Here is a 25,552-nt window from a genome sequence, read left to right as displayed (position 1 = left end):
AGTCGGTTGAATATCGGCCCGGCATGGCATCGGAAACGCCGCGGAAACCGTCGGTGCATTGCCGAATGTTTCGCCTGCGACTAGCGTCGCCGGCCATGACCAAGCGCATCCTGCTCGCGGCCGTCGCCGCCCTCGCCCTGCCCCTCCCCGCTCTCGCCCAGACGCATGACGCAGCAGCGCTGCGCGATGCCGCGCTGAAGGACGATCTTGCCTGGGACATCACCGAAGGCCTCACCACCGAGGTCGGCCAGCGCCTGGCCGCGACCGAGGCGGAAGCGCGCGCCCGCGCCTGGGCGGTGAAGAAGCTCACCGCGCTCGGCTTCAGGAACGTCCATATCGAGACCTTCAAGATGCCGCTCTGGGAGCGCGGCATCGAGACCGCCGAGGTGCTCGGCGCCTCGTCGCAGAAGCTCGCCATCGCCGCGCTCGGCAATTCGGGCTCGACCGGTCCCAAGCCGATCGAAGCCGAGGTGGTGTTCTTCCCGACCTTCGCCGATCTCCAGGCCGCGCCGGCTGACGCCGTGAAGGGCAAGATCGTCTATGTCGGGAACACGATGACGCCGACGCAGGACGGCTCGCAATATGGCTATTTCGGCGCCGCCCGCCGCGCCGGCCCGAACATCGCCGCGACCAAGGGTGCGGCCGCGATCCTGATCCGCTCGATCGGTACCGATCATCATCGCAATCCGCACACCGGCGTCACCAGCTGGACGCAGGGCGTGAAGCCGATCGGCGCCGCCGCGCTGTCGCTGCCCGATGCCGACCAGCTCGAGCGGCTGCTCAAGCGCGGCCCGGTGAAGCTGCGCGTGCAGATCACCGCGGGGATGAAGGGCGAGGCCGAATCAGGCAACGTCATCGCCGACGTGCCGGGCAGCGATCCCTCGGCGGGGATCATCCTGGTCGGCGGCCATCTCGACAGCTGGGATCTCGGGACCGGCGCGATCGACGATGCCTCGGGCGTGGCGATCACCACCGCCGCCGCCAAGCGGATCATGGATGCCGGCCAGCCCAAACGGACGATCCGCGTCGTGTGGTTCGGGGCGGAGGAAGTCGGCGGCTTCGGCGGCACGGCCTATGCCAAGGCGCATGCCAATGAGCGTCACGTGCTCGCCCAGGAATCGGATTTCGGTGCCGATCGCGTCTGGAAGTTCGAAGTGAACCTGCCCGAGGGTGCCAAGCCGATCGCGGACCGCCTCGCCACCGTGCTTTCGCCGCTCGGCATCTCGCGCGGCCGCAGCACGGCGCATGGCGGCACCGATGTCGGCCCGATCATCAACACCGGCGTCGGCGTGATCGACCTCAGCCAGTCGGGCCTGCGCTATTTCGATTATCACCACACGCCCGACGACACGCTCGACAAGATCGATCCGGAGCAGCTACGGCAGAATGTGGCAGCCTGGACCGCGATGCTCGCGGTGACGGCGAACGCGCCGGAGGACATCGGCCCGATCCCCAAGGGTGAGGGCGAGTAAGGGAACCGAAACCGGCCTCGCGCATTAATGGCGGCCAGCAGGCAAGATTTGGGCGAAAAAATGTCCTAAATTTTGCCAGCTGGTGAATTTGCGATTGACGCAAACGCAACGACCGCTATGCCAGCGGTTCGCGACGGCTAATCGGGCCGGCTGCGAAACGTTTGAGTTCCTTTAGGAGCACCACATGAAGAAGATCCTCATTGTTGCTGCGACCGCCGGCCTGATGTCGCTCGCGGCTTGCGGTGGCGCCACCACCAACACCACCGCCGAGAACGTTGCCGATTCGCACGAAGCGAATGCCGCTGCCTATGAGGCCGCTGCCGACAACACCACCAACGCGACCACCGAGGCAGTCCTCGAGAACGCCGCGAACGTGGAAGAGAACAAGGCCGACGCCGCTCAGGCGAACGCCCACTGATCTCTGTTCGGCACCCGGCCCCTGGCCGGACCGAGAGATAGGAAGGACGCTCCCGCGAGGGGGCGTCCTTTTCCATTTGGGCCTTTCGCGCGCTCCGCTATGCCGGTGCGGATATTGGGGGAGTGAAATGGGCACCATCGCAACCAGCCATGCCGCAGGACCATCCAAGCCGCAGCGCTGGTGGCAGATGCTCTACGTCCAGGTGCTGATCGGCATCGCCGCCGGCGTGCTGGTCGGGGCGCTCTGGCCCGCCTTCGGCGCCTCGCTGGAGTGGCTGGGCACCGCCTTCGTCAACCTGGTCAAGATGATCATCGCCCCGGTCATCTTCCTCACCCTGGTCACCGGCATCGCCGGCGCCCGCGAGCTCGGCTCACTCGGCCGCGTGGTGGTAAAGGCCCTCGCCTATTTCCTGTTCTTCTCCTCGCTGGCGCTGGTCGTCGGCCTGATCGTCGCCCATGTCGTCCAGCCCGGCGCGAGCATGCACATCGATCCGCATACGCTCAGCGAGGCCAAGGTCGCCGGGTACGAGAAGCAGGCGCACGACACGAGCATCGTGGGCTTCGTGATGGCGATCATCCCGACGACGCTCGCATCGGCGCTCACCAGCGGATCGATCCTGCAGGTATTGTTCGTCGCCGTCCTGTTCGGCGTGGGCCTGGCCGGCCTCGGCGAGCGCGTCCGCCCGCTGGTCGACCTGCTCGAGCAGCTGAGCCTGGTGGTGTTCCGCCTGGTGACGATCCTGATGCGGGCCGCTCCCGTCGGTGCATTCGGCGCCATGGCCTTCACCATCGGCAAATATGGCGTGGGCGCGCTATGGAACCTGGGCAGCCTGGTCGCCACCTTCTATGCCACCTCCGCCCTGTTCGTGCTCGTCGTACTGGGCGTGGTCGGCCGGCTTGCCGGCTTCTCGATCTTCAAGCTACTGCGCTACCTGAAAGGCGAGCTGCTGCTCGTCCTGGGCGCCTCGTCGTCCGAGGCGGCATTGCCTGCGCTGATGGAGAAGCTCGAACGCGCCGGCTGCGACAAGGAAGTCGTCGGCGTCGTCGTGCCCGCCGGCTATTCGTTCAATCTCGACGGCACCAACATCTACATGACCCTCGCCGCACTGTTCATCGCCCAGGCGACCGGCGTGCATCTGTCGCTCGGCGAGCAGCTGATCCTGCTCGGCACGGCGATGCTCACTTCGAAGGGGGCCGCAGGCGTGACCGGCGCGGGCTTCGCCACGCTGGCGGCGACGCTGATGGTCGTGCCGACGATCCCGGTCGCCGGCATGGCGCTGATCCTGGGCGTCGACCGCTTCATGAGCGAATGCCGCAGCCTCACCAACTTCATCGGCAATGCCGTGGCCACGATCGTGGTGGCACGCTGGGAGGGCAGGCTCGATCGCGACGCCCTCAAGCGCGCGCTCGACGGCAAGGTGGAAAGCCCCGCGGCGCGGACTGCAAGTGAAACCGATATGGATTGAAATGGTCGGGGAGACAGGATTCGAACCTGCGACATCCTGCTCCCAAAGCAGGCGCGCTACCAGACTGCGCCACTCCCCGACGCGGACTGCGGCCCTAGGCGCAAGATGCATCGGACACAAGACCACCCCTGCGCAAAGCGAGCGCTAAACCGCACGCCGCTGTTGGCGCACCACGGCCATCCGTGCCGTGACGGCAAACCTTGATATGGATGTCAGACGGCCGGCGGCGAGCCGATATCCCGGATGACGATGATGATGTGCAGAGGGCGCACTATCGCAGCACCGATTTGACGTCGGGGTGAAGACCATCGTCGGGACCGCATCAGTAAAAGGAAATCGCCGTGAAGGTTCTCAACGAAACCATCCTCTCCAGTTCGGCTTTCTCGGCAGAGATCGACGTGCCGATCGAAAAGATCGACATTGCCGATTGGCTGTTCAACCTTCCGGAGGCCGAATATCGGCGCTGCTGCCCTCCGGACCACATCGCCTGCGGCAACACCCTGTCGGACGATGGCCAGCGCATGATGATCAACGTCGAGATGATCGGCACCGGTCTGGTCGTCCAGCACTATGTCGCCGAGGAAGCGACCGCGACCTATTGCCGCATGAACTCGATCTCGGATGTCTTCACTTCGGCGGGCCGGACACAGGTCAATGTGATCTGGGAACTCAAGGCCGAGAGCATCGCGGGTGGCCGAACGCGCTACACCAACAGCGTCATCGCGCACCCGACCGACGCGTTCATGGAATTCATCGCCGCGCACGATATCCCCTATGCGGATGCGGCAGCGGCGCGCCAGGAAGCCGGCGGCGACCACAATCATCGTGAAACCCCGCTCTTCGCGGCCAGTATCGCCCGTCATGCGCTGGCGGGCAGCAAGGCGGCCTGACGCCTGGCCGATAGGCACGTCGGCAGGACGATACGTTCTGCCGGCGACCATCACGTGCAAAGCCAGAGGACGCTAGTGCGCGGCCGATGCCGCCATCGGAGGCCCGGCAACATCGCGGCGCCTTCCGAGTATCGACTTCAGCAGCGCCATCGGATCTCGTCTGCCATGGGCATAAGCGATGCTGGCCGGGATCGTCACCAGCACCTCCGTCCCGCGATCCTGCAAGGAACGCATCCCGAATTCGCCCCCTAGTTTCTGGGCACGCTCGCGCATTCCCGCGATGCCGAAATGCCCCTGCCTGCCGCCGGCAAGAGAGACATTCGGATCGATGCCCGTCCCGTCATCGGTGAAGCGCAAGCGGAACGGCCCCCGATAGTCGATTTCGATCCCCACATGGCTTGCCCCCGCGTGGCGCCAGATATTGAAGACGGCCTCCCCCGATATGCGGCTCATCTCGTCAAAGACGATCGGATCGAGATCCCGGGGCGTGCCGCTGACGGTGACGGAAACCTCGACATCAGGCGCGAACCCCTGCCTGTCGACGACATTCCGGATCATCTGTTCGGCGGTTGCCGCGCCTGTGAGGGGCCGCAGATCCCGAACGCGCTCACGCCCCTCGGCGATCACCTGGTCCGCCTCGTCGATCGCCCTTTCAAGCGCCGGACGCCCCTTGGCCCGTGCCGGCAATTCCTCGACCGCGAACTGGAAGCGCAGCGTCAGCAACTGGATCGACTGCAAGAGCGTGTCGTGCAGTTCGCGCGCGATCCGTTCCCGCTCGCGCACGCGCTCCACCGTCCTGATCCGAATGCGATTGGCAATCGCCCGCACCCTGAACGTGTAGGCGATCCAGATGAGCACCAGGACCAGGAGTGCGCATAGCAGCTTGAAGGACCAGCTCTGGAGGAAGGTCGGCGGGACCGACAGGCTGAGCATGTCGCCGACGCGGTTCCACATGCCGTCCTCGTTGGCGGCGATGACCTGGAAGCGATATTCGCCAGGCCCCAGGTTTGTGTAGAACGCTTGGCGGCGCGCGCCCGGATCCACCCATTCCCTGTCCTGCCCTTCAAGCCGGTACAGAAGCTTCACGCGTTCGGGTATCGCAAGGCTGAGCGCGGCAAATCCGATGGAGATGTTGGAAGCACCGGGCTTGAGCCTGGCCGCGGAGGGGTCCTTGATCGTCAAGCCGGGCGCGCTGAGCGACGTGATGGCCACGCCGGGTGGCTTCGGGTTCGAAGCGAGATGTGCGGGATCGATCCAGGCGATGCCGTCGATCGTGGCGAGCCACAGCCGTCCGTCCCCACCACGCACCATGGCAGTGCCGCCTTGCGCATTGGGCTGGTTGGGCAGGCCGTCCTCATAGGTGAAGACCCGCTCGGGGATCACGAAGTCGGCCGTGCTGAAAGCCTTGTACAGGTCCGCGGTCTTGAACCGGACCAGTCCCGCCGCACCGAACAGCCAGGTGTCGCCCTGCGGCGTCTGCACCAGTCCCGCGGCATTGCGCAACGAGCCGGTCTGCCTGTCGGCCATCGGCACCATCCGCCCCGAAGACTGGAAAGCGGCGCCGTTCGAAGTGGAAACCAGCAGGCCACGGGAAGTCGGCAACAGCCTCGTCACGCCGCCCAGATCGGGATTGGTGGCCAGCGACAGCGTTTCGCCCGGTCCCCCGTCGAGCCGGGTCAGGCTTTTCGGCCCGGTCTGCACCCATAGCCGCCCGCCGGTATCGCGCCACATCTCGGTCGGATCGAACCCGCCCGCACCGGCCGGCGGCGGCGCGGCCTTCCATGTCGTTCCGTCCAGCCAGTACATTCCGCTGGTCGTGGCGGTGAGCCAGAAGCGGCCGCTGGGGTCGGAGCCGCAGGCATAGGTACCGGCCTCGGCCGGAGGCTTCGGAAACATCGTCTGCGCGCCGCCCTGCAATCGCACGATGCGGTCGCCGAGCACGATCCAGACTGCGCCGCCGGCATCCTCGCACATCGCCTCGGGATCGGTCGTCACCGACAGGACCCGGACCGGCCGGCCGCCAGGATCGACGCGATATACCGCGTCGTTCTGGCCGATATAGACCGTGCCCGAGGATGTCGCGAGCAGCGGATCGCCATAGCGTGTCGAGTTGATCAGGGCGGGTTCGATGACCACGTCCGGCACGTTGAAGCGATCCAGGCTCCTGGGGCCGCCATACCAGACCATCCCGGCGTGATCGACGAGCAGGCTCGCCGGCCGCGTCGAACTCATCTGCGGGGTCTTGCCCTCTTCGTAGGAAAGGCTGGTCGCGCCCGAACGTTCGGCCTGGCGCAGGCCGGGTATCCGGCCGAAATCCCGACCCATCGTCCACAAATTGCCGTCGCGGTCGAACTCGGCGCGCAGCCAGCGCTGGTCGGTGCTGGTCCAGTGCAGTGGACGGGACGGCGAACCGCGCCATACGCCGCCCGGCCCGGTGAGGCGCCAGCCGCCATGCAGACCCGCCAGCCATACCGCGCCGTCGATATCGGCGACCAGCTGCGCGCCTTCGCTGACATCGAGCCTGACCCGCTCGAAACGGGTCGCCCCCGCCGGCATGCGCAGCAGCGACTTGTTGTAGCTCAGCCAGAGCGCGCCGTCGGCGGACTCGAGCGCGTCATGAAACATCTCGCGGCTCGCATTCGCGGTGACCCTGGCCCAGCGCCCTTGCGAATAGCGCAGCAGCGGCTTGCCTATCTGCACCACGCCCAGCCAGATCGCGCCGTCGCGGGTCTGCAACAGGGTTCCGACCTCGCCATCGGGGGATGGTGCCTTGATGAAATGCAGGCGGCCGTCACGATATTCGGCGATCCAGCCCTTGGGGTACCACAGCCATATCGAGCCCCCCTTCCCCACCGCGATCTTGCGCGGCAGGCCGTATCGGGCGCGGTCCACGCCGCCGTCCATCTGTTCGAACGAGCGACCATCGAAGCGGAACAGGCCGTCGCGGCTGGTCATCCACAGGAAACCGTCCGGCGTCTCGGCAAGGCCGTGCACGATAGTCGGCACGCCGTCCTTGCGCGTCCACTGCACATGCTTCCACTGGGACAGGCTGAGCTGGGAAGGCTGTGCGGCGGCGCGACCGGGCCCCGCGATCCAGACCAGCGCGGCCGCAATCAGCGTTGCCGCCAGCCCATTCCGCAATAGCTGCATCATCCGTTGCGCTCCCCCAAGCGTCGATAAATGCGCGGATCGCGATCGGCCTCACCCGATCAGGTGATCTCAAACTTCCTGCCCAAGTGATGCGACACGCCGAACCGCAAGGTATCTCACAATTCGACGATGTCGAGCCGATTGCTCGAGGGAGGGGTCAAGGGCTCCTGCCCCGATGGCTCGCTGCAAGGCGGAAGGCGAAGAGAGATGCTGACCGTTACCACCAGGATCATGCCCATTGCCTCGATCGGCCCGATCGTAGTGCTCAGCACGGGCACCCGGTTCGGGCCGCTCGCGCGATCCTTTGCATTCGGGCCCTTCGTCCTGCGACCCGAGTGCCAGCTGCTGCTGAAGGACGGGGCACCGGTGCGGCTGGGAGGGCGTGCGCTCGAGATCCTGACCGTCCTCGCCGAACGGCCGGGCGAACTCGTCAGCAAGCAGGAGCTAATGGCCCGGGTCTGGCCGAATGTCTGTGTCGAGGAGAGCAATCTCAAGACCAATGTCGCGCATCTGCGCCGCATCCTGGGCGACCGGCCGGACGCGCCGCTGTTCATCGCGACGGTCGTCGGGCGCGGCTATCGCTTCATCGCACCGACGCAAGTGAACCGCTCTGCCGCACGGTACGCCCCCACCACCCCGTACCTGCCATACCAGGTTCAGATGTCGAGATAGCCGCGCCGTGAGGCGATCACTACGGCATGCGTGCGATCATCGACCTCCAGCTTGGAAAAGGTCGACTTCAGATGCGCCTTGACGGTGTCGATCGACAGGTTGAGCTGGGCGGCGATCGTCTTGTTGCCATGGCCTTCCGCCACCAGGCGCAGGACGTCGAGTTCCCGGGGCGTCAGCGGATCGTCGAGCGCGTGCTGCGCCAGATTGTGGGCGACCTCGGGGCTCAATACGCGCTTTCCGGCATCGACCGAACGGATCGCGTCGAGCAGTTCCTTGCGGATCGCGCTCTTGAGAATATAGCCCGCCGCCCCCGCCCGGATCGCGGCGCTTGCCTGGACGTCGCCGGAATAGGTGGTGAGCATCAGGATCTTCGCGGCGGGAGCCAGCGTGCGGATCGCGCGGGTCGCCTCTACCCCGCTCATCGCATCCATCTGGACATCCATCAGCGTGATGTCGGGGGACAGTTCGGCAAAGCTGCGTACCGCCTCGGCACCGTCACGGGCCTCGCCGACGACCTCCATGTCGTCCTGGCGCGACAGAAGCGCCGTGATGCCGTCCCGGACGATCGGATGATCGTCGACGATCAGGACTCGTATCGGTGCGCGCGTGGCGACGCCGGACATGGGCGCAGGCTCCGGAAGCGTGGGAGGTTCGATGTCGCAGCCATACGCGATCCCCTCCCCGGCTGTCAGCATGCCTTCGGACCCGCCGCCGGTCAGGCCTGATCCAGAAACGCGCGGACCAGCGCCTGATGGGCATCGGGCTTCTCGACCATCGTCAGATGCGAGCAGCCGGTCATGATCGCCAGCCGCGCGTCGCCCGCTATCCCGTCTCGGATCGTCGTGTGGCAATCGAGCGTCATCTCGTCGAACTCGCCGGTGACGAGCAGCGTCTTCTGGGTGACGGCGCCAAGGTCCTTGCGACGATCCCAATCCCGGATCACTCCGGTGATGGTGAACTCGTTGGGTCCGTTCATCACCCGGTAGGCGATCGATTTGGAGAGCGCGTCGAAGCTGACGAGCGCATCCGGCGTAGGTGCCGTGCGCAGCACGAAATTGTCGTAGAAGCGCTGGGTCAGCGCGGCATATTCCGGCGTACCGGTCTTGCCGTTCCGCTCCAGGCCGTGGAGCTTGTCGGCGAAGCCGTCGGGAAGCGAGGCGATCAGCCGCTGCATGCCGGCGACCGCCTGTGGGATGCTCGCCGTCGCGCCGCCCAGGATCAGCTTCTCGACGCCCTTGCCGCGGCCCTGGCAGAGATATTCCAGCGCCAGCACCGTGCCCCAGCTGTGGCCGTAGAGAACGATCCGGTCGAGGCCGAGCGCCTTGCGCACCGCATCGAGCTCGTCGACCGAGCGTTGCACCGTATAGAGCCGCTCGTCGACGGGCGCGTCCGCCCGCCCGCAGCCTAGCTGATCGTAGAAGATCACCGGTCGTTCGTCCGCCAGCGCCTGCATCGAGAGGAGGTAGTTGTGCGCGGCGCCCGGGCCGCCGTGCAGGGCGAGGATCGGGGTCTTTCCTCCGCTCCCGAACCTGCGCCAGAAGATCCTGCCGCCCGGCACGCGGGCAAATCCCTCCTCCGCCGGGGCTCGGAAAGCACGGGCGACGGCGGTGCCGCCCAGCGCGACACCCGCCACCACCGCACCACCCTGCAACGCGGCACGGCGCGTCCAACCACCCGACTTCGTCATATCGATACTCCGACAAGCCGCGCTGGTGCGGCGCGCAGCCCCTATCCGGGCAAACTGCGCAGCGCGAGACGCGTGGGCGGGCTTTTACCAGATTTAACCGCGCGGATCAGCGCGGCGCCACCTTCCGATCCAGGAAGTCATGGATGAGCGGCGCCATCTCGGCCAGCCGGTCCTCGAGCGCGAAATGGCCGCTGTCGAGCAGGTGGAACTCGGCATCCGGCAGATCGCGCAGATAGGGGTGCGCGCCTTCGGCCGGGAAGATCGTGTCATTCTTGCCCCAGACGATGATCGTCGGCGGCTTGCGATCCCGGAAGAACTGCTGGAATTTCGGGTAGAGCGGCACGTTAGTGCGATAATCGTAGAGCATGTCCAGCTGGATATCGCTGTTGCCCGGGCGATCGAGCAGCGCCTGGTCGTGGATCCAGTTGTCCGGGCTGATGCGGCTCACATCGCCCATGCCGTCGGTATATTGGAACTTGGTGATGTCGAGAGTGACCAGCCCGGCCAGGGCCTTGCGGCGCGCCGGCGTGTTCTCGGTCCAATAGGCCTTGATCGGGTTCCAGAAATCGCGAAGCCCTTCCTCATAGGCATTGCCGTTCTGGACGATCAGGCCGCTCACCCGCTCGGGATGCTTGAGGGCGAGGCGGTAGCCGACCGGCGCGCCGTAATCCATCACGTAGAGCGCGTATCGGGATGCCCCCAGCCGCTGCACCAGCGTGTCGACGATGTCGGCATAATGGGCGAAGCTGTAGGTGAACTTCTTGGGATCGGGCGCCTCGCTCTGGCCATAGCCCGGATAATCCGGCGCGATGACCCGGTACTTGTCCGCGAGATAGGGGATCAGGTTGCGGAACATGTGCGACGAGGTCGGGAAGCCGTGGAGCAACAGCACCACCGGGCCGTCGGCCGGGCCGGCCTCGCGATAGAAGATTTTCACGCCGTCGATCGTCTCGGTCCGGTAGTGGATGACGGGGGGTGCCGGCCGTGTCGTGGCCGCAGGCGCGGCCGGTTGCGCATGGGCGCCAGCGGCGCAGAACATGCCCAGCACCAAGGGCGCGAGAGCGAGTGCGGTCTTCTTCATGATATCTCCCGTGGTTCGCCGGAGGCCGGGGCGGCGCGCGACGGACGCCCCGGCCCATTCGGCCTAGTTGGCGTCGGTGGCCGCGGCCTCGATGAAGGCGGCGACTTCCTTCGGATGCGAGAGCATCGCGGCGTGGCTGCTCTTGATCTCGGTCACCTTGGCCTTGGCGCGCGTCGCCATGAAGCGCTGGGTGGTCGGCGAAACCATGTGATCGTTCAGCGTCAGCATGTAGCGCAGCGGCTTGTCCTTCCAGGCCGCCTTGGTGAGCTTGGGCTGCACCGCACCAAGGCCCCAGGGAACCTGCGCGACCGCCATGAAGCCGGTGACGGAGATATCGACGTCCTGGGCAAAGCTGGTGGGGAACTTGGCCGGATCGACGATGATGAAGCCATCCGCCGGCGGCAGCAGCGGCGGGCCTGACTCGCCGGGAACCGGACGGGTCGCCAGTTCGAACACCGATTCCCCGACATCCGGCGCGAACGCGGCGATATAGGCCAGGCTCTTCACCTTGGGATCGGTGCCGGCTTCGGTGATGACCGCGCCGCCATAGCTGTGGCCGACCAGCAGCACCGGCTTGCTGGCCCGCGCGATCACCTGGCGGGTGGCCTCGACATCGCCCTCGAGCGAGACGGTGGGGTTCTGGACGACCAGCACCTCATAACCGTCGCGGGTGAGGATATCGTAGACCGATTTCCAGCCCGAAGCGTCCACAAAGGCGCCGTGCACCAGCACGATCGAGACAGGCTTGTCGGCACCGCGCGTCTGCGCCGGCGCGGAAGAGATGGTGGTCATGACGGCAAGGACTCCCAAGATCAGGTGTTTCATGGTGATCACTCCAGAGTTGTGGCTGTCGCGCGCCCCTGCCCGGCGTCCTGGGGTGACGGCACGGGCAGTGGGCGTGCGCTCGGCGATCGCGCCGAGATTGCGGTTCAGGCGGCTACGTGCTTGCGATCCAGCGCCGCGATCAGCGCCTTGGCGATCGGATGATCCGAGCGCGGGTTCTGCCCGGTGATCAGCTCGCGGTCCTCGACCACGAAGGGATCGAAATCGACCGGCGTGGTGCTGACGATGCCGCCGGCGAGGTTCAGCGCGAACGGCATGTCGAAATAGATCTGCGCGTGGAGGATCGTATCCTCGATGACCTTTTCCTCGGTCTTCGAGAACACGGTCATCTGGTAGCCGGCATATTGCCAGCCCTTGGCCCATTCCCTGGCCTTGTCCGGATCGCCGGCGATCAGCGCAGCGCGGAATTCCCGCGCGAAGGGCATCGCAGCCACCGCCGAGATCGGCCCATGGCACAACATCGCGGTGGGCTTTGAGCGTTCATGGAAATGCCGAAGAATCTCGCCGATTTCCTGATCCTGCATCAGATCGACGATCGGCGCCTGGCCTCCGGGAATGTGGAGGCCGACATAATGGTCCAACCCCTCTTCCAGGATCGAGCGCAGGGTACGGGCCTTCATCGAGGGATCGTTGGCGTAGAAGTCCTTGGCGCGCTCATAGGCCGCCACGTCCCCGCCGAAATGCGCCGCTGCGTCTGACGCGCGATCGATCGTCGGCGGAGTGCCATCGGGGGTTGCGAGGACGACTTCATAGCCGGCATCGACCAGCGCCATGGCCGGCACGACCGTCTCGTTGAGATACTGGCCGGTATCGCCCCAATAGCCGCCCTTGGTCTCGATCCGAGTCGCGTTCGAACCGAGGACGAGTACCTTTCCCTTGCTCATGATCGTGCTCCGCCGTTTCAGGTTGCCGAAGAAGAGACGGGCTACCCCTACTCCCGGACGGGCTCGGCGGATCGTCAGCTCTGGTAAGTTTCGGTAAAACGATGCCGCCCGGACAGCCCGGACGCCGGCCGCGACTTGCCGTGCATTTTCGCCGGGATTCACCGCGCTTAACCGCGGACCTGATCGGCGCGGCGCTATTCGACATCCGGAATCATGGCGACGGGCCGTGAATCCGGATGGGAGGGCAGTGCGTGGAGAAGGCAAGATCACTGGACGATCCGGCTTTCCCCTTCACGGATGGCCCGCTCCCAGGCGATCTCTTGCTCGCAGAGCTCATCCATCGCTCGGCCAATGATCTGGCGGTCGCTTGCGCAGAGGTTCATATCGCTGCGAAATCCCCGACACTTGCCGAGGCCAGGGATCGACTCGCGACCGTCGCCGCGCGGCTCCACGCGCTCGCATCGATCCAGTGCCTGCTACAGCGGCCACGCACCGCAGCGATCGATCTGGGGAAGCAGCTTTGCGAGCTCTGCCACCTCCAGGCCGAAGCCCGCTTCGCCGATCAGGGCGCCTTCATCCATTTGCGCAGCTGCGACATCATGCTGGAGGCATCGCGCGGCTGGGCATTGCTGATGATCGTTTCGGAATTGCTGACCAACACCGCGCGCCACGCCTTCACCGAACCGGGCGGCCTGGTTCAAGTCGAACTCATGAAAGAGGACCATGAAATCATATGCCTCGTCAGCGACAACGGCATCGGATCGCAATCGGCGGAAGGGAGAACGGGTACCGCGGTGCTCGCCGAGTTGGCCTTGAGAGCGGGAATCGCGCTGGCGCCCTTTCCGTGTGACACGGGTTCGAGTTTCCAGTTGCGCCTGCCGATTGCGGAAGGGGAAGGTCTTCACGATCGTGGGACGGCTTCTTGGTGACGCGCAAACCGCTCGAATGCATCGGTTTCGACGCCTTTTGACCAGATTTAACGCGTCATCGCCCCAGTGCGCCGGTATCTCTCTCATGGTGCGTCGGGCGCCGGCTTAAGCGGCTTTCGGGCAGGCAGCTTGAGGGAGTGCACTTCGTGACAAATCGCGTGAAGACCGTCGCCCTGCTCACCGCCCGAATGGGGAAGACAGCAGAGCTCAGGACGCTGTTGGAAGGACTGATCGCACCGAGCCGTTCGGAGCCGGGTAACCTGCGCTATGATCTTTGGCGCGACCAAGCCGATGAGAACCGCTTTGTACTCGACGAGCTCTATGTCGACGCAGCCGCATTCGCGGCGCATCGTGGCTCTCCGCATTTCCAGCACTATCTCGCGCGCATTGGTGATCTGGCGGAGCGCGTGTCCCTCGGCCTCGAACCGATTGCTGTCAGGCAGGACTGAAGGCAGCCAGGGCGAAGACCGAGCCGCGCGGCCAAGCCCAGAACCGCTTGCGCAAGCTCAAAGGTTGCGGTCTACCCGCCGGCGCCCCCCAAGGCCGCGATCAGCCATGTCCGCCCGCGGCCGCAGCCAGCGCGGTTGCCGCGTCACGGACTGCCAGCCAGCGCGAACGCTCGGCTTCCGCATCGGCCCGCGCGCGGTGGGACGCCGCGCCTCTGTCGCGCGCCGCGGTCCGAACGAGCAGTTCCTCAACTGCCGGCCCCAGCTTTTCCGGCGCCAGCACCGGCGTCAGGATCGAGACCGCCGCTTCGCGATGCGCTGCGTCGGTGTCGCGGAGCCTGAGGCTGTGCCGTGGGAATCCGGCGGCGCGAAGCAGCACGCTCATCCATTTGCCGTCCCAGGACGGAGCGCTGGCCAGCAGATCATGACCCGCCAGTACATCGAGCATCCGCTGCGCGACCGCTTCATGGTGCTCGCCCTCGCCCAGCAGCACAGCGCGCGGGATCTTGTGGATCGCCTCGGCCTCCGGGTCCCAATCCTCCCAGCCTGAAGCCGGGCGGATCAGATGGTCTTCGGCCCGGCCATCCTCGAACACCCAGCCGACTTCGATCGGGTAGCTCTGCTTGCCGAGGGATGAGGCTTCGAAATCGAGAAAGACAAGCATCACGCCATACCTACGCCAACATGATCCGGCCCGAAATGCGAAGGGCCGCCCACCGGGCGGCCCTTCCATTGTCATCCGAACGCGGACAGCTCAGCCGAGCCGGACCCCCGCGGTGGAGGTCATGCTCGAGAGATCAGCCGCGAGCGGCATGCGACAATGAGACATCTGACCACCTCCTTTCCGTTGTTGACGATGGCGTGGAGATGGAAAGCCGCACGCGATATTTCAACGGCAGGCCGCTGATTATCCGAGGGAAATGGAGGTGCTGCCCAGCTGGGACGTGGATGGGTCAAAGACCGCAGGATGCTTCCGGCCTGCGACACCGGGCCTCGAATTCCTTCTGCGATGCCGATCCCGGATCTTCAACCCGGCTGCCCGCCCCGCCGGCGCCAGGTCATCACCAGCACGTCGCGATATGCTGGCCTGGACGGATCGAGCGCATGGATAGCGGTGACACCATGCCGGATGCGCCGGTCGTCGAGCAGCACGACCTCGCCAGGGTCCGACAGGGTGAAGCTGTCCCGGCGCCCAGCCTCGTCCAGTATCTCCGTCATGCCGGCCTCGACATTCGACCGGTCGATCAGCATCACGAGCACCCAGTCGACGCCGTCGCGGTGCATGCCTTCGGGCGTGGGCAATCCAGCCTCCACGCCCAAAGCCTCGATGCGGAACTGGTGCAGTTCACCATCCCAGTCGAGATCCGCTTCCCCCTTATTCTCCAGGGCGGAGAATAAAGGCGTGCAGAGAGCGAACAGGCTCTGCAGGACAGGATGCCGTACAAGCTCCTCTCTGGCAGGCGCGAACCAACGCTCCACATCGCCGTTTAGGGGATTGTACGCGCTGCTCTGGAAATGCGGCTGGTCCGGCTTTCGCTCCGCACCCGCCCCGCGCAGTTCGAACGCCGCATGGCGTCGGCGACGATACCGTCCGCCATCCGCCATGAAGCTGTCGGGCTCGAGATCTCCCCAAAGGGCAGCCAGGCTCTCGAGCGCATCGGGATGCGCCGCCCCGATCATCTTCCGGAAGGATCCGGCATCGACATGCACATAGCCCTTGTCCGTAAGGGCGGCGCGAAGGCTGGCAGCCTGCTTTGCGAGATCGAAGATTGCGAGATCCTCTCTGTTCGGAAGCGCCCCTTCGCGCGATCCGCTGTCCATCGCAAGACCGGGCAAATCGATCGGGATCCCGCCCCTATGCTGTCGGCGTTGATCGGCAGCGTGGACCGCGACTCGTCGAATCTTCGTACGACCTCGACCTGAAGCTCATCTGCCTCGTCGCGATGCACGTTCTCATCGGCCTGGGTCTGCTCATCGAGAGCCGGCTGGCCGCCCGCAAGCGTCATCCGAAGGACGCGGTGCGCCCCCTTCCCCGGCGCCGCGATCCGCGTCACGCGATGATCGCCAACGGATACATGATGGCCGCCTTTCTCAGCTTCGGCGTGGTCATGCTCGAGCGGCTCGGCCACTCAGCCAGCTCCGCCGCCTGACCGGGGCAAGGGCCCCGAGTCGGTTTCGTCCCACTCGCACAACATTGTGTTCCAGCGGAATCGGGCGGAGAAGCTCGACCGCGCCTGGTCCACGTCTGGCCCATACCGTTGGCACCGGACCATATCTGATGATGTATTGGCCGGTACCGTGCCCCTCGGCTACACCATCAGCGATAACCAGCGCCGCGAACACAGAATGCGGTGCCAGGATGAGTCGAACGCGCGGTGGCACAGATATCGGCGGGAACCGATGAGATGAAATGCGCTGCGTCGGTCGCGGCGGTCGAGGAAGTTCGCGACGGCATGATCGTCGGCCTCGGCACCGGATCGACCGCCAGACACGCAATCGAAGCCATTGCCCGCCGCATCGCGGAGGGCCTCAGGATAGAACCAGTCGCAACCTCCCACGCCACGGCAGATTTCGCGGCGTCTCTGGGCATCCCGGTACGCGATTTCGCAAGCTTCGCCGCGATCGACCTGGCGATCGACGGCGTTGACGAAATCGACCCCGCCCTGCGCGCCATCAAGGGTGCGGGAGGCGCAATGCTCCGGGAAAAGATCGTCGCCACGGCCGCCACCCGCATGCTCGCCGTCGCGGACAGTTCGAAACTGGCCGAGCAACTCGGCAACCGGCCGGTTCCAATCGAGATTCTGCCCTTTGCCCAGGCGTTCGTAGAGCACCGGGTTCGCGATCTCGGTGGTGAGCCCGCACTTCGCCGGACCATGGCGGAAACGCCATTCGTCACCGACCAGGCCAATTTCGTGCTGGACGCACATTTTGCTTCGATCGAAGCGCCCGGGGCGCTGGCCGCTGCGCTGGATGCCTGTCCCGGAATACTCGCGCATGGCCTGTTCCTGACCGAGATCGACGCACTCTACGTCGCCGGCCACGATGGCGTTTCGCGCCGCGAGCGCCAGCCGAGGGAGCCCAAATGACCGAAGAGCGTTCGGCGTTTCGCCCGGCTCTTCCCGAGCTGCAGTCTGGAGAAGTTCCGTGGTCGAAACCATGAATGCCAATTCCGCCCCGAAGGCACTGCCACGCCTCACCATCGATACGATCCGGACGCTCGCGATCGATGCGGTCCAGAAGGCCAATAGCGGCCATCCCGGGACGCCGATGGGTCTGGCGCCCGTTGCCTATACCCTGTGGCACGATTTCCTGCGCTACGATCCCGAGAAGCCCGACTGGCCCAATCGCGACCGGTTCGTCCTTTCCGTCGGCCACGCGTCCATGCTGCTCTACGCGATCCTGCATCTCGCCGGCGTTCGGGAGATCGATGCGGACGGCAATCCGACAGGCGCGCCGGCGGTGAGCCTCGATGACATCAAGGCCTTCCGTCAGCTCGATTCCAAGACACCCGGGCATCCCGAATACCGCATCACCACCGGTGTCGAGACCACTACCGGTCCTCTCGGCCAGGGTTGCGGCAATTCGGTCGGCATGGCGATCGCCGAGCGCGCACTCGCGGCCCGCTACAACAAGCCCGGCTATCCCCTGTTCGACCACGACGTCTATGTGCTGTGCGGCGACGGTGACATGATGGAGGGCGTGTCCAGCGAAGCGGCATCGATAGCCGGGCATCTCGGGCTCTCGAACCTCTGCTGGATCTATGACAGCAACCATATATCGATCGAAGGGTCGACGGACCTCGCGTTCGACGAAGACGTGGGCAAGCGTTTCGAATCCTATGGCTGGCACGTAATCCATGTCGACGACGCCAATGACACCTTGGCGGTCGCGCAGGCGCTGGACAGCTTCAAGGCGACCGGGGACCGCCCTACCCTCATCGTCGTTCGCTCGGTCATCGGCTGGGGAAGCCCCCGTGCCGGATCCGAAAAGGCGCATGGGGAAGCGCTGGGCGAGGAGAATGTCCGGGCGACGAAGCGCGTCTATGGCTGGCCGGAGGACGCCCAGTTCCTTGTACCGGATGGTGTGCTTGAGGCGTTCAGTGCTGCGCTGGCTGGCCGGGGCACGGAAGCACGCCGGGCATGGGAGGCACTGTTCGAGCGCTACGCGCAGGAGTTCAGCCAGGAGGCCGGGGAAATCGAGGGCCTGCGTCGCGGCGAGGTGACGCCGGGCTGGGAAGCGGCGATCCCGGACTTTCCCACCGATGCCAAAGGTCTCGCGACCCGCGACAGCGGCGGCAAGGTCCTCAACGCCGTCGCTCCCCTGATCCCGGCGCTGCTCGGCGGCGCCGCCGATCTTTCGCCCTCGACCAAGACGGACATCAAGGGCGCGGCCTCCTTCGAAGCCGACGACTATGCGGGCAAGAACCTGCATTTCGGCGTGCGCGAGCATGCCATGGGCTCGATTGCCAACGGCATGGCCCTCTCGTACCTGCGCCCCTATACGGGCACGTTCCTGGTATTCGCCGACTATATGCGTGCGCCGGTGCGGCTGGCGGCGATCATGGAATTGCCGGTCATATTCGTCTTCACCCATGACAGCATCGGCGTCGGAGAAGACGGCCCCACACATCAGCCGATCGAGCACCTCGCGACGCTTCGGGCGATCCCCGGCCTCGACACGATCCGGCCGGGCGACGCCAATGAAGCGGCGGAGGCCTGGAAGGCGGCGCTGAGCCACACGCACGAACCGACCGCGCTGATCTTCTCGCGCCAGGCCATGCCCACCCTAGATCGCCAGCAATATGCGCCCGCCAGCGGTCTGGCGCGGGGCGGCTATGTGCTCGGCGGAGACGAGGATCCTGAGCTCATCCTGATCGGAACCGGCTCCGAGCTGCAACTGGCGGTCGCCGCCCATGAAAGACTGAGCGGCGAGGGCATCCGCTCGCGGGTCGTATCCCTTCCGAGCTGGTATCTCTTCGAAAAGCAGGACCGGGCGTATCGCGACAGCGTCCTCCCCCCTGGCGTCACGGCGCGCGTGGCGATCGAACAGGCGGGCGGATTCGGCTGGGACCGCTATGTCGGCCCTGCGGGCGCAACCGTGACCATGTCGACCTTCGGTGCCTCGGCACCGATCGCGAAGCTCCAGCAGAAGTTCGGCTTCACGCTCGACCATGTCTGCGACGTCGCGCGCAAGCTTCTGCGACAACCCGAATGACCTGACCGAAATCCCAAGCACCTCCAGAAGAATTCTTGAAAGGAAATGATATGCGTCTAGCGATGATCGGCCTGGGCCGGATGGGCGGCAATATCGCGCGTCGCCTGATGCTCGGGAACCACGAGATCGTCGCCTTCGATCGCGACGACGGCGCCGTCGCCGAGCTGGTCAGCGAAGGAGCAACGGGGGCGGATTCGCTGGAAGACGTGGTCGCCAGGCTGAACACGCCTCGCATCTTCTGGGTAATGCTGCCCGCGGGCGGGCCTACCCAGGATACCGTGGACCGGCTGATCGAGCTCGCGGCGCCCGGCGACATCATCATCGACGGCGGCAACAGCTTCTACAAGGACGACATCACTCGCGCCGCTGCGGCGCGCGAGAAGCAGATTCACTATGTGGATGTCGGCACCTCGGGCGGCGTCTGGGGGCTCGACCGCGGCTATTGCATGATGATCGGGGGCGACAAGGAAACGGTCGATCTCCTCGATCCGATCTTCGATACCCTGGCGCCCGGCTATGGCACCATCCCGCGCACGCCGGGCCGGGACACCACCGACGATCGGGCGGAACGCGGCTATATCCACGCGGGACCGAACGGCGCCGGCCACTTCGTGAAGATGGTGCACAACGGCATCGAATATGGCCTGATGCAGGCCTATGCCGAGGGATTCGATATCCTCAAGGGCAAGGCGTCGGAGAAGCTGCCGGCGGAAGAACGATACGACATCAACCTGCCCGACGTGGCCGAAGTCTGGCGGCGCGGCAGCGTCATCTCCTCCTGGCTGCTCGATCTTTGCGCGATCGGCCTCGCCCGCGACTCCATGCTCGAACAGTTCACCGGCCGGGTCGCGGATTCCGGCGAGGGACGCTGGACGATCGATGCGGCAATGGAGGAAGCAGTGCCGGCCAATGTCCTGACCGCGGCACTGTTCGCGCGGTACCGCAGCCGCGTCGACGCCACTTTCGGCGACAAGCTGCTTTCGGCGATGCGCTTCGGCTTTGGAGGCCATGTCGAGATGCCGCAGTGAACCGCAGCACCGATCACGGCGCGGCTTCGGCAATGAAGGCGAACGCGTGAGCGGCAGGATCCGGCTGGTCGTCTCCGATCTGGACGGGACGCTGATCCGCAGCGACAAGACGCTGTCGGACAATGTCGTGGCGGCGATGCGGCGCCTTTCGGCAGCGGGAGCAGCCCTCAGCCTCATCAGCGCGCGCCCGCCGAGCGGCATGCTCTGGGTGGCCGAACGCCTGGGATTGAATGGCATAATCGGCGCATTCAACGGCGGCACCATTCTGCGAACCGACGGCAGCATCCTCCAGCGGTTCGTAGTGCCGCCCGCCGCCGCCAGCCACTGCCTCGATGTGCTCGGACGATTGCCCGTGACAATCTGGCTGTTCCGCGGCGGCTTCTGGCATGCCTCGTCGCTCGCGGACCCTCACACGCCCCGCGAAATCGCCTCCACCAACCAGGAGCCGGCCCTTGTCGACGACATGGCTGGCTTCGCGGATTCGATCGACAAGATCGTGGCGGTCAGCGACGATTTCGCACTGCTGGCGCAGCTCGAAGCACAGCTCCAGCAGACGCTTGGCGCTGAAGCCAATGTGATCCGAAGCCAGCCCTATTATCTCGACATAACCGCTGCCCAGGCGAACAAAGGCCATGGCATTGCCGCGCTTGCCGAGGCAGCCGGCATTCCGCTCACCGAGACGGCTGCCATCGGCGATCAGCGCAACGACCTTCCGATGTTCGCTCGGGCGGGACTGTCGATTGCCATGGGCCAGGCGCCCGAAGCCGTCCGCCTGGCAGCGGACCATGTTTCGCTCTCCGCCGATGAGGACGGCGTAGCCCATGCGATCGACGAAATCCTGATGCCCAGGCTAGCGGCAGGCGTTCGCTAGTGGCCATGCCACACATCATCCCCGCCTGCGCTTGCCCGGGCAAGACGCAGTCGATCAGCGGGAGACCCGTGCGTGCGAAAGCTCGTTTGCCGGGGGACGACTCCCGGCGAAGCTCGCCTCCTGGCAGGCGCGCGGCATGAAACGTCTGGTAGCTTTCGATCTCGACGGCACGCTGGCAGAGAGCAAACAGCCGCTGGACGAGCCAATGGCCGCCAGCCTCTCGGCGTTGCTCGACGTGGCGATGGCGGCGGTCATTTCCGGCGGCGACTGGCCCCAGTTCGAGAAGCAGCTCGTATCGCGGTTGCGACCAGACACGCGGCTGGACAGGCTCTTCATCATGCCCACCACCGGCGCCAAGCTGTTCCGCTTCTCGGACGGGACCTGGCACCAGGTCTATGCCGAGACTTTCTCCCCGAAGGAACGAGACAGGATTCTGGCCGCGCTCGACCGGGCTACCGCAGGGGCAGGATCGCCTGACCATATATGGGGGCCACAGGTCGAGGACCGCGGTAGCCAGATCACCTTCTCGGCCCTGGGTCAGGAAGCCCCGATCGACGCGAAAAAGGCATGGGACCCGGACATGTCCAAGCGCCAGGCAATGCAGCGTATGCTCTCGGCGGCACTGCCGGACCTGTCAGTGAAGATCGGCGGGTCCACGTCGATCGACATAACCCGGGCGGGCGTCGACAAGGCATTTGCGATCGCAAGGCTGGTGGAACATGCGAAGGTCGCCCCCGATGCGATCCTGTTCCTCGGCGACGCAATCTATCCCGGCGGGAACGACGAACCCGTGCGATCCGCCGGCATCGACAGTATCCGCGTACGGGACCCGGCCGAGACGGCGGCGATCATCGACGCGCTGGTCGCCTGGATGCGCTAGCTCGGGTCCGAGTCGCGTCGAAGAGCTTGGCACCGAGGCGGACGATCGAGTCGGGGTGGCCAGCTTCCCTGCATAGTCATGATAAGGCTTGAGAAGAGAAAACGCTTCCAAACCCCTGATTTGCGAGGGTTCCTGATAACGCAAAGCTTGAGCAGAAAGTACTGCTGGTGGGCCCGGCAGGACTTGAACCCGCAACCTAGCCGTTATGAGCGGCCAGCTCTAACCAATTGAGCTACAGGCCCCCAGCAAAACCGCCCCTAGCGGAAGGTCAGGCCGGCCTGCAAGCCGCCGCAATGATCTCATCCACAGATGCAGAGCGCACGCCGAGCTTGTCGAGCAGGGCGAGCACCTCTTCCCACCAGCGCAGAAAGGCCGCCAGGTCGGCCTCGTTTCGCACATAGGGCGTGTGCCCCGGCTCGACCGAAGGCGAGTGGAAGGCGAAGTTGAGCAGTCGCAACCCCTCGCCCACCGCGACGCGGACGGCTTCCCTGGCTTCGTCCAGCGGCATGTCCTCGGGCGTCAACGCCACCCGGGAGAGGAGGCCGAGGCGCGATGCGATACCAATGCCCCTGGGCAGATGCGCCAAATTGCGATGCAGCCGCGCTCCACCCCGCCGCAAGCGGCCGGTGAACACCGTGGTGAAGGGCAGCTCGACCAGTTCGCCCAGGTGAAAGGCATGGTTGGGCACGGCCGAGAAATCCGGACCGCCTTCGTCCGAATAATCATAGGCCGAGCGCATCGAGCTATCGATCCGGTAGCCCAGTTCGGCGAGCAGCGCCGCTGTGTCGGGCCCGATCCCGTAGCGCCCGGCCCGATAGACCAGCGGCCGCCTGCCGGCGATCCGCGTCACCGCATCGGTGAGCGCTGCCAGCTTGGCGCGCTGCAGCGCGAGCGGCAAGTTACCGGTGAAGCTGTTGAAGCCGTTCACTTCCTCCTCATGCGGAGGATTGACCCAGGGATGAAGCTGGGTGCCGATCGCCGAGCGGCCGTCCTTCACCACTTCGCGCAGCACCTCGACGGCGAGCGGCGACGTGGCGATCGGATAGTCCGCCAGATAGGTGAGCGCTGCACCCGCGGCGGCGAAGCGGGCATGGACCGGCGGCAGCGCGGCCATATGGCGCGTGCCATCCGCATCGGCGCTCAGCGGCGCGCCCCAATCGAACTCTTCCTCGGTATCGACGAAGATCGTGAAGCGGGTGCCGAAATCATCGGGCCAATGGACGCCCGCGCCCGCACCGGGCGCAGGCACGCGATAGCCGCCGCGACCTGAGGCCCCGTCCCCCACTTCAGCTCAGATGTGCCTGGCCCACCTGCTCGTTTACGGCGGCCGGCAGCCGCAAAGTCAAGCTTTCCCGGCCAATGACCAGTGCGCCGCCCAGCTCACGGGAGAGATTGCGCGCCAGGCGCAGCGCGAAACCGGTGCCCAGCAGCGTGATGTCCTCGCGCTCGTCATCGATGTCGAGCACCGAATCGCCGGGATAGTCGGCGAGCGCCTGGGGACGGTCGATCGTGATCGCGACCATTTCGGCGCCCTCCGGCACCATGTGCACGCCGATGCGCTCCCCCTGCCCGCTCGCCGAAACGAGCGTGGCGAGCAGTCGCGCGAGCAGCCGCTCGACCGCGCGACGATCCCCGCTGACCGACAGGTCCGCGATCGGCAGCGCGATCACCGAGCCGCGCAGTTCGGCGAGCGGCGCAAGATCATCGGCGATCGAGGCCAGTACCGGGCGCAGCGCGATCGTGCCGGGCACGAGCGACAGCGCGGCGCTGTCGATCCGTGCGGCGAGATCGAGATCGTCGATCGCACCGAGCAGCTCGCGCGCCTGCGAGCGGATCACTTGGGCACGATCGCGATAGGCATCGCCCACCGGACCGAGCATCTGCGCCTCGATCATCTCGGCGAAGCCGGCGATCGCATTGGTCGGCGTGCGCAGCTCATGGACGAGCTGGCGCAGCGAATCGGCAGGCATTGCGGGGCCGGCGGCGATGCGCACCGGCTCGGCACGCTCGTCGACGCGCGGACGGCGCGCAGTGCCCCGATAGCCGGTGAAGCGGCCATTGCCGGGATCGAAGACCGGGATGGCGGAGATCAGCCAGTCGCCCGCGGCATCCGATTCGCCCTCCACCGAAAGCCGGGCATTGGAGAAGCCGGCACGGCGGCGGAAGGCACCGGCGGCTACACCGTCGACCCGCGAGCTCTCGGACGCGCCGGGCCCGGCCTGGCTGTCGAGCGACACGCCGACCAGCGGGGCGCGACTGACACCCTCGACCCAGCGGATCATTCCCTTGGCATCGGTCTCGAAGCGGAACTCGTCGGCCGGGCGCAACGGCGCGGGCGCCTGCGGGCCTACCTCCTCGCGATGCCGCCAGAACGCGTCGATGCGCGCAACGACGTCGGCGATCTCGAAGGTGCCGTCATCGTCCCCCGCGGCTTCTGCCGCGATCTGCCGCGCTTCTGCGACCAGGCTGTCACTATACTCCATGGCGCGACCCTGCGCCGCCGACTCCAGCCGCGCAATCGGTTCGATAACGGAGGCTGACTCGTCTGTCCCGGATTGGACCGGGCGGACCGGATTCCGCTGGCTTACAGCCCCTTGCGCCCCAGCGCCGATCAGCGAGGGAGCAAGGCCGGCGAGCGCGACGAAGGAGAGATCCTCCATGTCGGGCACCGTCTCGAGGGCCTGGACCAGCTCGGCGGGCTCCGGCTCGGCAATGGCCGCCGGCGCTTCCGCCAGGGCCGCGTCGACCGGCTCGAAGCCATTGAGCGGCGCATCCTCCGGCGTTTCGGCGGCCAGAGCCGGATCGGGCAGCCGGGCGAGCAACGCGGAAAGGCTGGTATCGTGCGTGGAAACCGGCCGCGGCGTGGCGGCGCTCCAATAGATGAGCGGCTTTTCCTCCGCCTCGGCCTCGACTTCCACCGCGGGCTCGAGCTCGGGCTGCAGCGCTTCCTCGGCGACTTCCTCGACCGGCTCGAGTTCGGGTTCGCTCGCCTCGACCGCGACCGTTGCCGGCTCGGCCGGATGGGCGTCGACGACTTCGGACCAGTCGATCGCCATGACCTCGACGACCTGTTCGGCCATCACCGCCTCAGGTTCGGGCGCCGCCACCTCGACGGGCACTTCCTTCACCGTCTCGTCGGGCAGGACGAAGTCGATCGGCCCGAAGCTCTCCAGCGCGCGGCGCACCACCGGGCTCAGGTCGCGGCGATTGCGCAGCACCGCACGGCCCGCAGGGGCCAGCTCGGGCAGCAGCTGGATCCATTCGGCCGAGTTCATCCGCGCGCTGCGCAGCACGGGCAGCGCGACCTGCAGCTCATCGAGCGCGAACAGGCGGACGAGCGGCGGCGGCGGATCAGCGAATTCGAGGGCACGAGCGCTGGCGGCACGCACCGGCAAGGGCACCGAATCGCGAATCGTCCGAAGCACGCCCATCGCCCGGACACCCGCAGCCGCACGGCGCCGGCCGATCAGATCGACCAGCTGCCGCCACGCCGACTGGACGCCGTACGGCGTGCCCAGATCGGACGCGAGTACGGTCTCCAGAGTGTCGTCAAAGCGCAACGCGTGCCTACCCTTTACCCGGCGTAGCAACACACGCCGTAACGATTCCTTAACTCGCCGAA

At 66.0% G+C, this 25,552-nt stretch carries 23 protein-coding genes and 2 tRNA genes; 13 read left to right on the top strand and 12 right to left on the bottom strand.

Annotation, left to right across the window (positions count from 1 at the left end):
- The first annotated feature begins 95 nt into the window (after positions 1 to 95).
- The 3 genes from GGR46_RS05555 (at position 96) to GGR46_RS05545 (ending at position 3,355) form a co-directional block, all read left to right on the top strand.
- The gene (locus GGR46_RS05555; RefSeq protein ID WP_183995298.1) at positions 96 to 1,472 is read left to right on the top strand and encodes a M20/M25/M40 family metallo-hydrolase; all 1,377 of its coding nucleotides are present in this window, start codon (positions 96 to 98) and stop codon (positions 1,470 to 1,472) included.
- 184 nt (positions 1,473 to 1,656) lie between these two features.
- Positions 1,657 to 1,890 carry a hypothetical protein gene (locus GGR46_RS05550; RefSeq protein ID WP_183995296.1) on the top strand — a complete coding sequence of 78 codons (234 nt, stop codon included), beginning with the start codon at positions 1,657 to 1,659 and terminating at the stop codon, positions 1,888 to 1,890.
- Between the two features lie 127 nt (positions 1,891 to 2,017).
- Positions 2,018 to 3,355, top strand: coding sequence for a dicarboxylate/amino acid:cation symporter (locus GGR46_RS05545; RefSeq protein ID WP_183995294.1), 1,338 nt, complete (start codon positions 2,018 to 2,020; stop codon positions 3,353 to 3,355).
- 2 nt (positions 3,356 to 3,357) lie between these two features.
- Here GGR46_RS05545 and GGR46_RS05540 read toward each other — a convergent pair.
- A tRNA-Pro gene (locus GGR46_RS05540) sits at positions 3,358 to 3,434 on the bottom strand.
- A gap of 262 nt (positions 3,435 to 3,696) precedes the next feature.
- On the opposite strand from GGR46_RS05540, the gene GGR46_RS05535 reads away from it, so the two are divergent.
- The gene (locus tag GGR46_RS05535) at positions 3,697 to 4,245 is read left to right on the top strand and encodes a hypothetical protein (RefSeq protein ID WP_183995292.1); all 549 of its coding nucleotides are present in this window, start codon (positions 3,697 to 3,699) and stop codon (positions 4,243 to 4,245) included.
- 72 nt (positions 4,246 to 4,317) lie between these two features.
- Here the strand turns inward: GGR46_RS05535 and GGR46_RS05530 are convergent, their stop codons facing one another.
- Entirely contained in the window at positions 4,318 to 7,398 is a 3,081-nt protein-coding gene (locus tag GGR46_RS05530; RefSeq protein ID WP_183995290.1) for a sensor histidine kinase, read from the bottom strand.
- Between the two features lie 204 nt (positions 7,399 to 7,602).
- Between GGR46_RS05530 and GGR46_RS05525 the strand changes: the two genes are divergently transcribed.
- Positions 7,603 to 8,067, top strand: coding sequence for a winged helix-turn-helix domain-containing protein (locus GGR46_RS05525; RefSeq protein ID WP_221262563.1), 465 nt, complete (start codon positions 7,603 to 7,605; stop codon positions 8,065 to 8,067).
- On the opposite strand, the gene GGR46_RS05520 is transcribed toward GGR46_RS05525, so the two are convergent.
- The 5 genes from GGR46_RS05520 to GGR46_RS05500 form a co-directional block, all read right to left on the bottom strand.
- On the bottom strand, positions 8,052 to 8,690 hold the full coding sequence (locus GGR46_RS05520) for a response regulator (protein WP_183995288.1): 639 nt from the start codon (positions 8,688 to 8,690) through the stop codon (positions 8,052 to 8,054). The two genes, GGR46_RS05525 and GGR46_RS05520, sit on opposite strands and share 16 nt — an antisense overlap.
- 92 nt (positions 8,691 to 8,782) lie before the next feature.
- Positions 8,783 to 9,754 (bottom strand): proline iminopeptidase-family hydrolase, encoded by a 972-nt coding sequence (locus GGR46_RS05515; RefSeq protein ID WP_183995286.1) that lies wholly within the window; start codon positions 9,752 to 9,754, stop codon positions 8,783 to 8,785.
- A 106-nt stretch (positions 9,755 to 9,860) separates the two neighbouring features.
- A complete protein-coding gene (locus tag GGR46_RS05510) occupies positions 9,861 to 10,835 on the bottom strand; it encodes an alpha/beta fold hydrolase (RefSeq protein WP_183995284.1) in 975 nt (324 codons plus the stop codon).
- Between the two features lie 63 nt (positions 10,836 to 10,898).
- Entirely contained in the window at positions 10,899 to 11,627 is a 729-nt protein-coding gene (locus GGR46_RS05505) for an alpha/beta hydrolase (protein ID WP_221262562.1), read from the bottom strand.
- Between the two features lie 137 nt (positions 11,628 to 11,764).
- Positions 11,765 to 12,562, bottom strand: coding sequence for a type 1 glutamine amidotransferase domain-containing protein (locus GGR46_RS05500; protein WP_183995280.1), 798 nt, complete (start codon positions 12,560 to 12,562; stop codon positions 11,765 to 11,767).
- 251 nt (positions 12,563 to 12,813) lie between these two features.
- Between GGR46_RS05500 and GGR46_RS05495 the strand changes: the two genes are divergently transcribed.
- Together GGR46_RS05495 and GGR46_RS05490 are read left to right on the top strand one after the other, a co-directional pair.
- Positions 12,814 to 13,491: a sensor histidine kinase family protein gene (locus GGR46_RS05495; RefSeq protein ID WP_221262561.1), complete on the top strand. Its 678-nt coding sequence runs from the start codon at positions 12,814 to 12,816 to the stop codon at positions 13,489 to 13,491.
- Positions 13,492 to 13,637: 146 nt separating this feature from the next.
- Positions 13,638 to 13,940, top strand: a complete 303-nt coding sequence (locus GGR46_RS05490; RefSeq protein WP_183995278.1) for an antibiotic biosynthesis monooxygenase — start codon at positions 13,638 to 13,640, stop codon at positions 13,938 to 13,940.
- Positions 13,941 to 14,040: 100 nt separating this feature from the next.
- Here GGR46_RS05490 and GGR46_RS05485 read toward each other — a convergent pair whose 3' ends face one another.
- Positions 14,041 to 14,601, bottom strand: coding sequence for a 3'-5' exonuclease (locus GGR46_RS05485; RefSeq protein WP_183995276.1), 561 nt, complete (start codon positions 14,599 to 14,601; stop codon positions 14,041 to 14,043).
- Positions 14,602 to 14,963: 362 nt separating this feature from the next.
- Entirely contained in the window at positions 14,964 to 15,758 is a 795-nt protein-coding gene (locus GGR46_RS05480) for a 2OG-Fe dioxygenase family protein (RefSeq protein ID WP_183995274.1), read from the bottom strand.
- Positions 15,759 to 15,880: 122 nt separating this feature from the next.
- Between GGR46_RS05480 and GGR46_RS05475 the strand changes: the two genes are divergently transcribed.
- The 6 genes from GGR46_RS05475 (at position 15,881) to GGR46_RS05450 (ending at position 21,930) form a co-directional block, all read left to right on the top strand.
- Entirely contained in the window at positions 15,881 to 16,087 is a 207-nt protein-coding gene (locus GGR46_RS05475; RefSeq protein ID WP_183995272.1) for a hypothetical protein, read from the top strand.
- 255 nt (positions 16,088 to 16,342) lie between these two features.
- Positions 16,343 to 17,023 (top strand): ribose-5-phosphate isomerase RpiA, encoded by a 681-nt coding sequence (gene rpiA / locus GGR46_RS05470; protein ID WP_183996787.1) that lies wholly within the window; start codon positions 16,343 to 16,345, stop codon positions 17,021 to 17,023.
- A 70-nt stretch (positions 17,024 to 17,093) separates the two neighbouring features.
- Positions 17,094 to 19,151 (top strand): transketolase, encoded by a 2,058-nt coding sequence (tkt, locus tag GGR46_RS05465; RefSeq protein ID WP_183996785.1) that lies wholly within the window; start codon positions 17,094 to 17,096, stop codon positions 19,149 to 19,151.
- 50 nt (positions 19,152 to 19,201) lie between these two features.
- On the top strand, positions 19,202 to 20,179 hold the full coding sequence (gnd, locus tag GGR46_RS05460) for a phosphogluconate dehydrogenase (NAD(+)-dependent, decarboxylating) (RefSeq protein ID WP_183995270.1): 978 nt from the start codon (positions 19,202 to 19,204) through the stop codon (positions 20,177 to 20,179).
- Entirely contained in the window at positions 20,160 to 21,050 is an 891-nt protein-coding gene (locus GGR46_RS05455; RefSeq protein WP_183995268.1) for a Cof-type HAD-IIB family hydrolase, read from the top strand. The genes gnd and GGR46_RS05455 overlap by 20 nt, the downstream gene beginning before the upstream one ends.
- Before the next feature lie 136 nt (positions 21,051 to 21,186).
- Positions 21,187 to 21,930: an HAD-IIB family hydrolase gene (locus tag GGR46_RS05450; RefSeq protein WP_183995265.1), complete on the top strand. Its 744-nt coding sequence runs from the start codon at positions 21,187 to 21,189 to the stop codon at positions 21,928 to 21,930.
- A gap of 165 nt (positions 21,931 to 22,095) precedes the next feature.
- On the opposite strand, the gene GGR46_RS05445 is transcribed toward GGR46_RS05450, so the two are convergent.
- The 3 genes from GGR46_RS05445 to GGR46_RS25320 form a co-directional block, all read right to left on the bottom strand.
- Positions 22,096 to 22,172 (bottom strand) — tRNA-Ile (locus tag GGR46_RS05445).
- 26 nt (positions 22,173 to 22,198) lie between these two features.
- Complete coding sequence (locus GGR46_RS05440) at positions 22,199 to 23,179, bottom strand: polysaccharide deacetylase family protein (RefSeq protein ID WP_183995263.1); 981 nt, start codon at positions 23,177 to 23,179, stop codon at positions 22,199 to 22,201.
- Between the two features lie 37 nt (positions 23,180 to 23,216).
- A complete protein-coding gene (locus GGR46_RS25320; RefSeq protein WP_246425903.1) occupies positions 23,217 to 25,490 on the bottom strand; it encodes a histidine kinase dimerization/phospho-acceptor domain-containing protein in 2,274 nt (757 codons plus the stop codon).
- Between the last annotated feature and the right edge of the window lie 62 nt (positions 25,491 to 25,552).

This window comes from Sphingomonas kyeonggiensis (assembly GCF_014196745.1).
Taxonomy (GTDB): domain Bacteria; phylum Pseudomonadota; class Alphaproteobacteria; order Sphingomonadales; family Sphingomonadaceae; genus Sphingomonas; species Sphingomonas kyeonggiensis.
The sequence above is the reverse complement of the archived record's forward strand: the minus strand, read 5'-3'. Positions and strand labels throughout refer to the sequence as shown.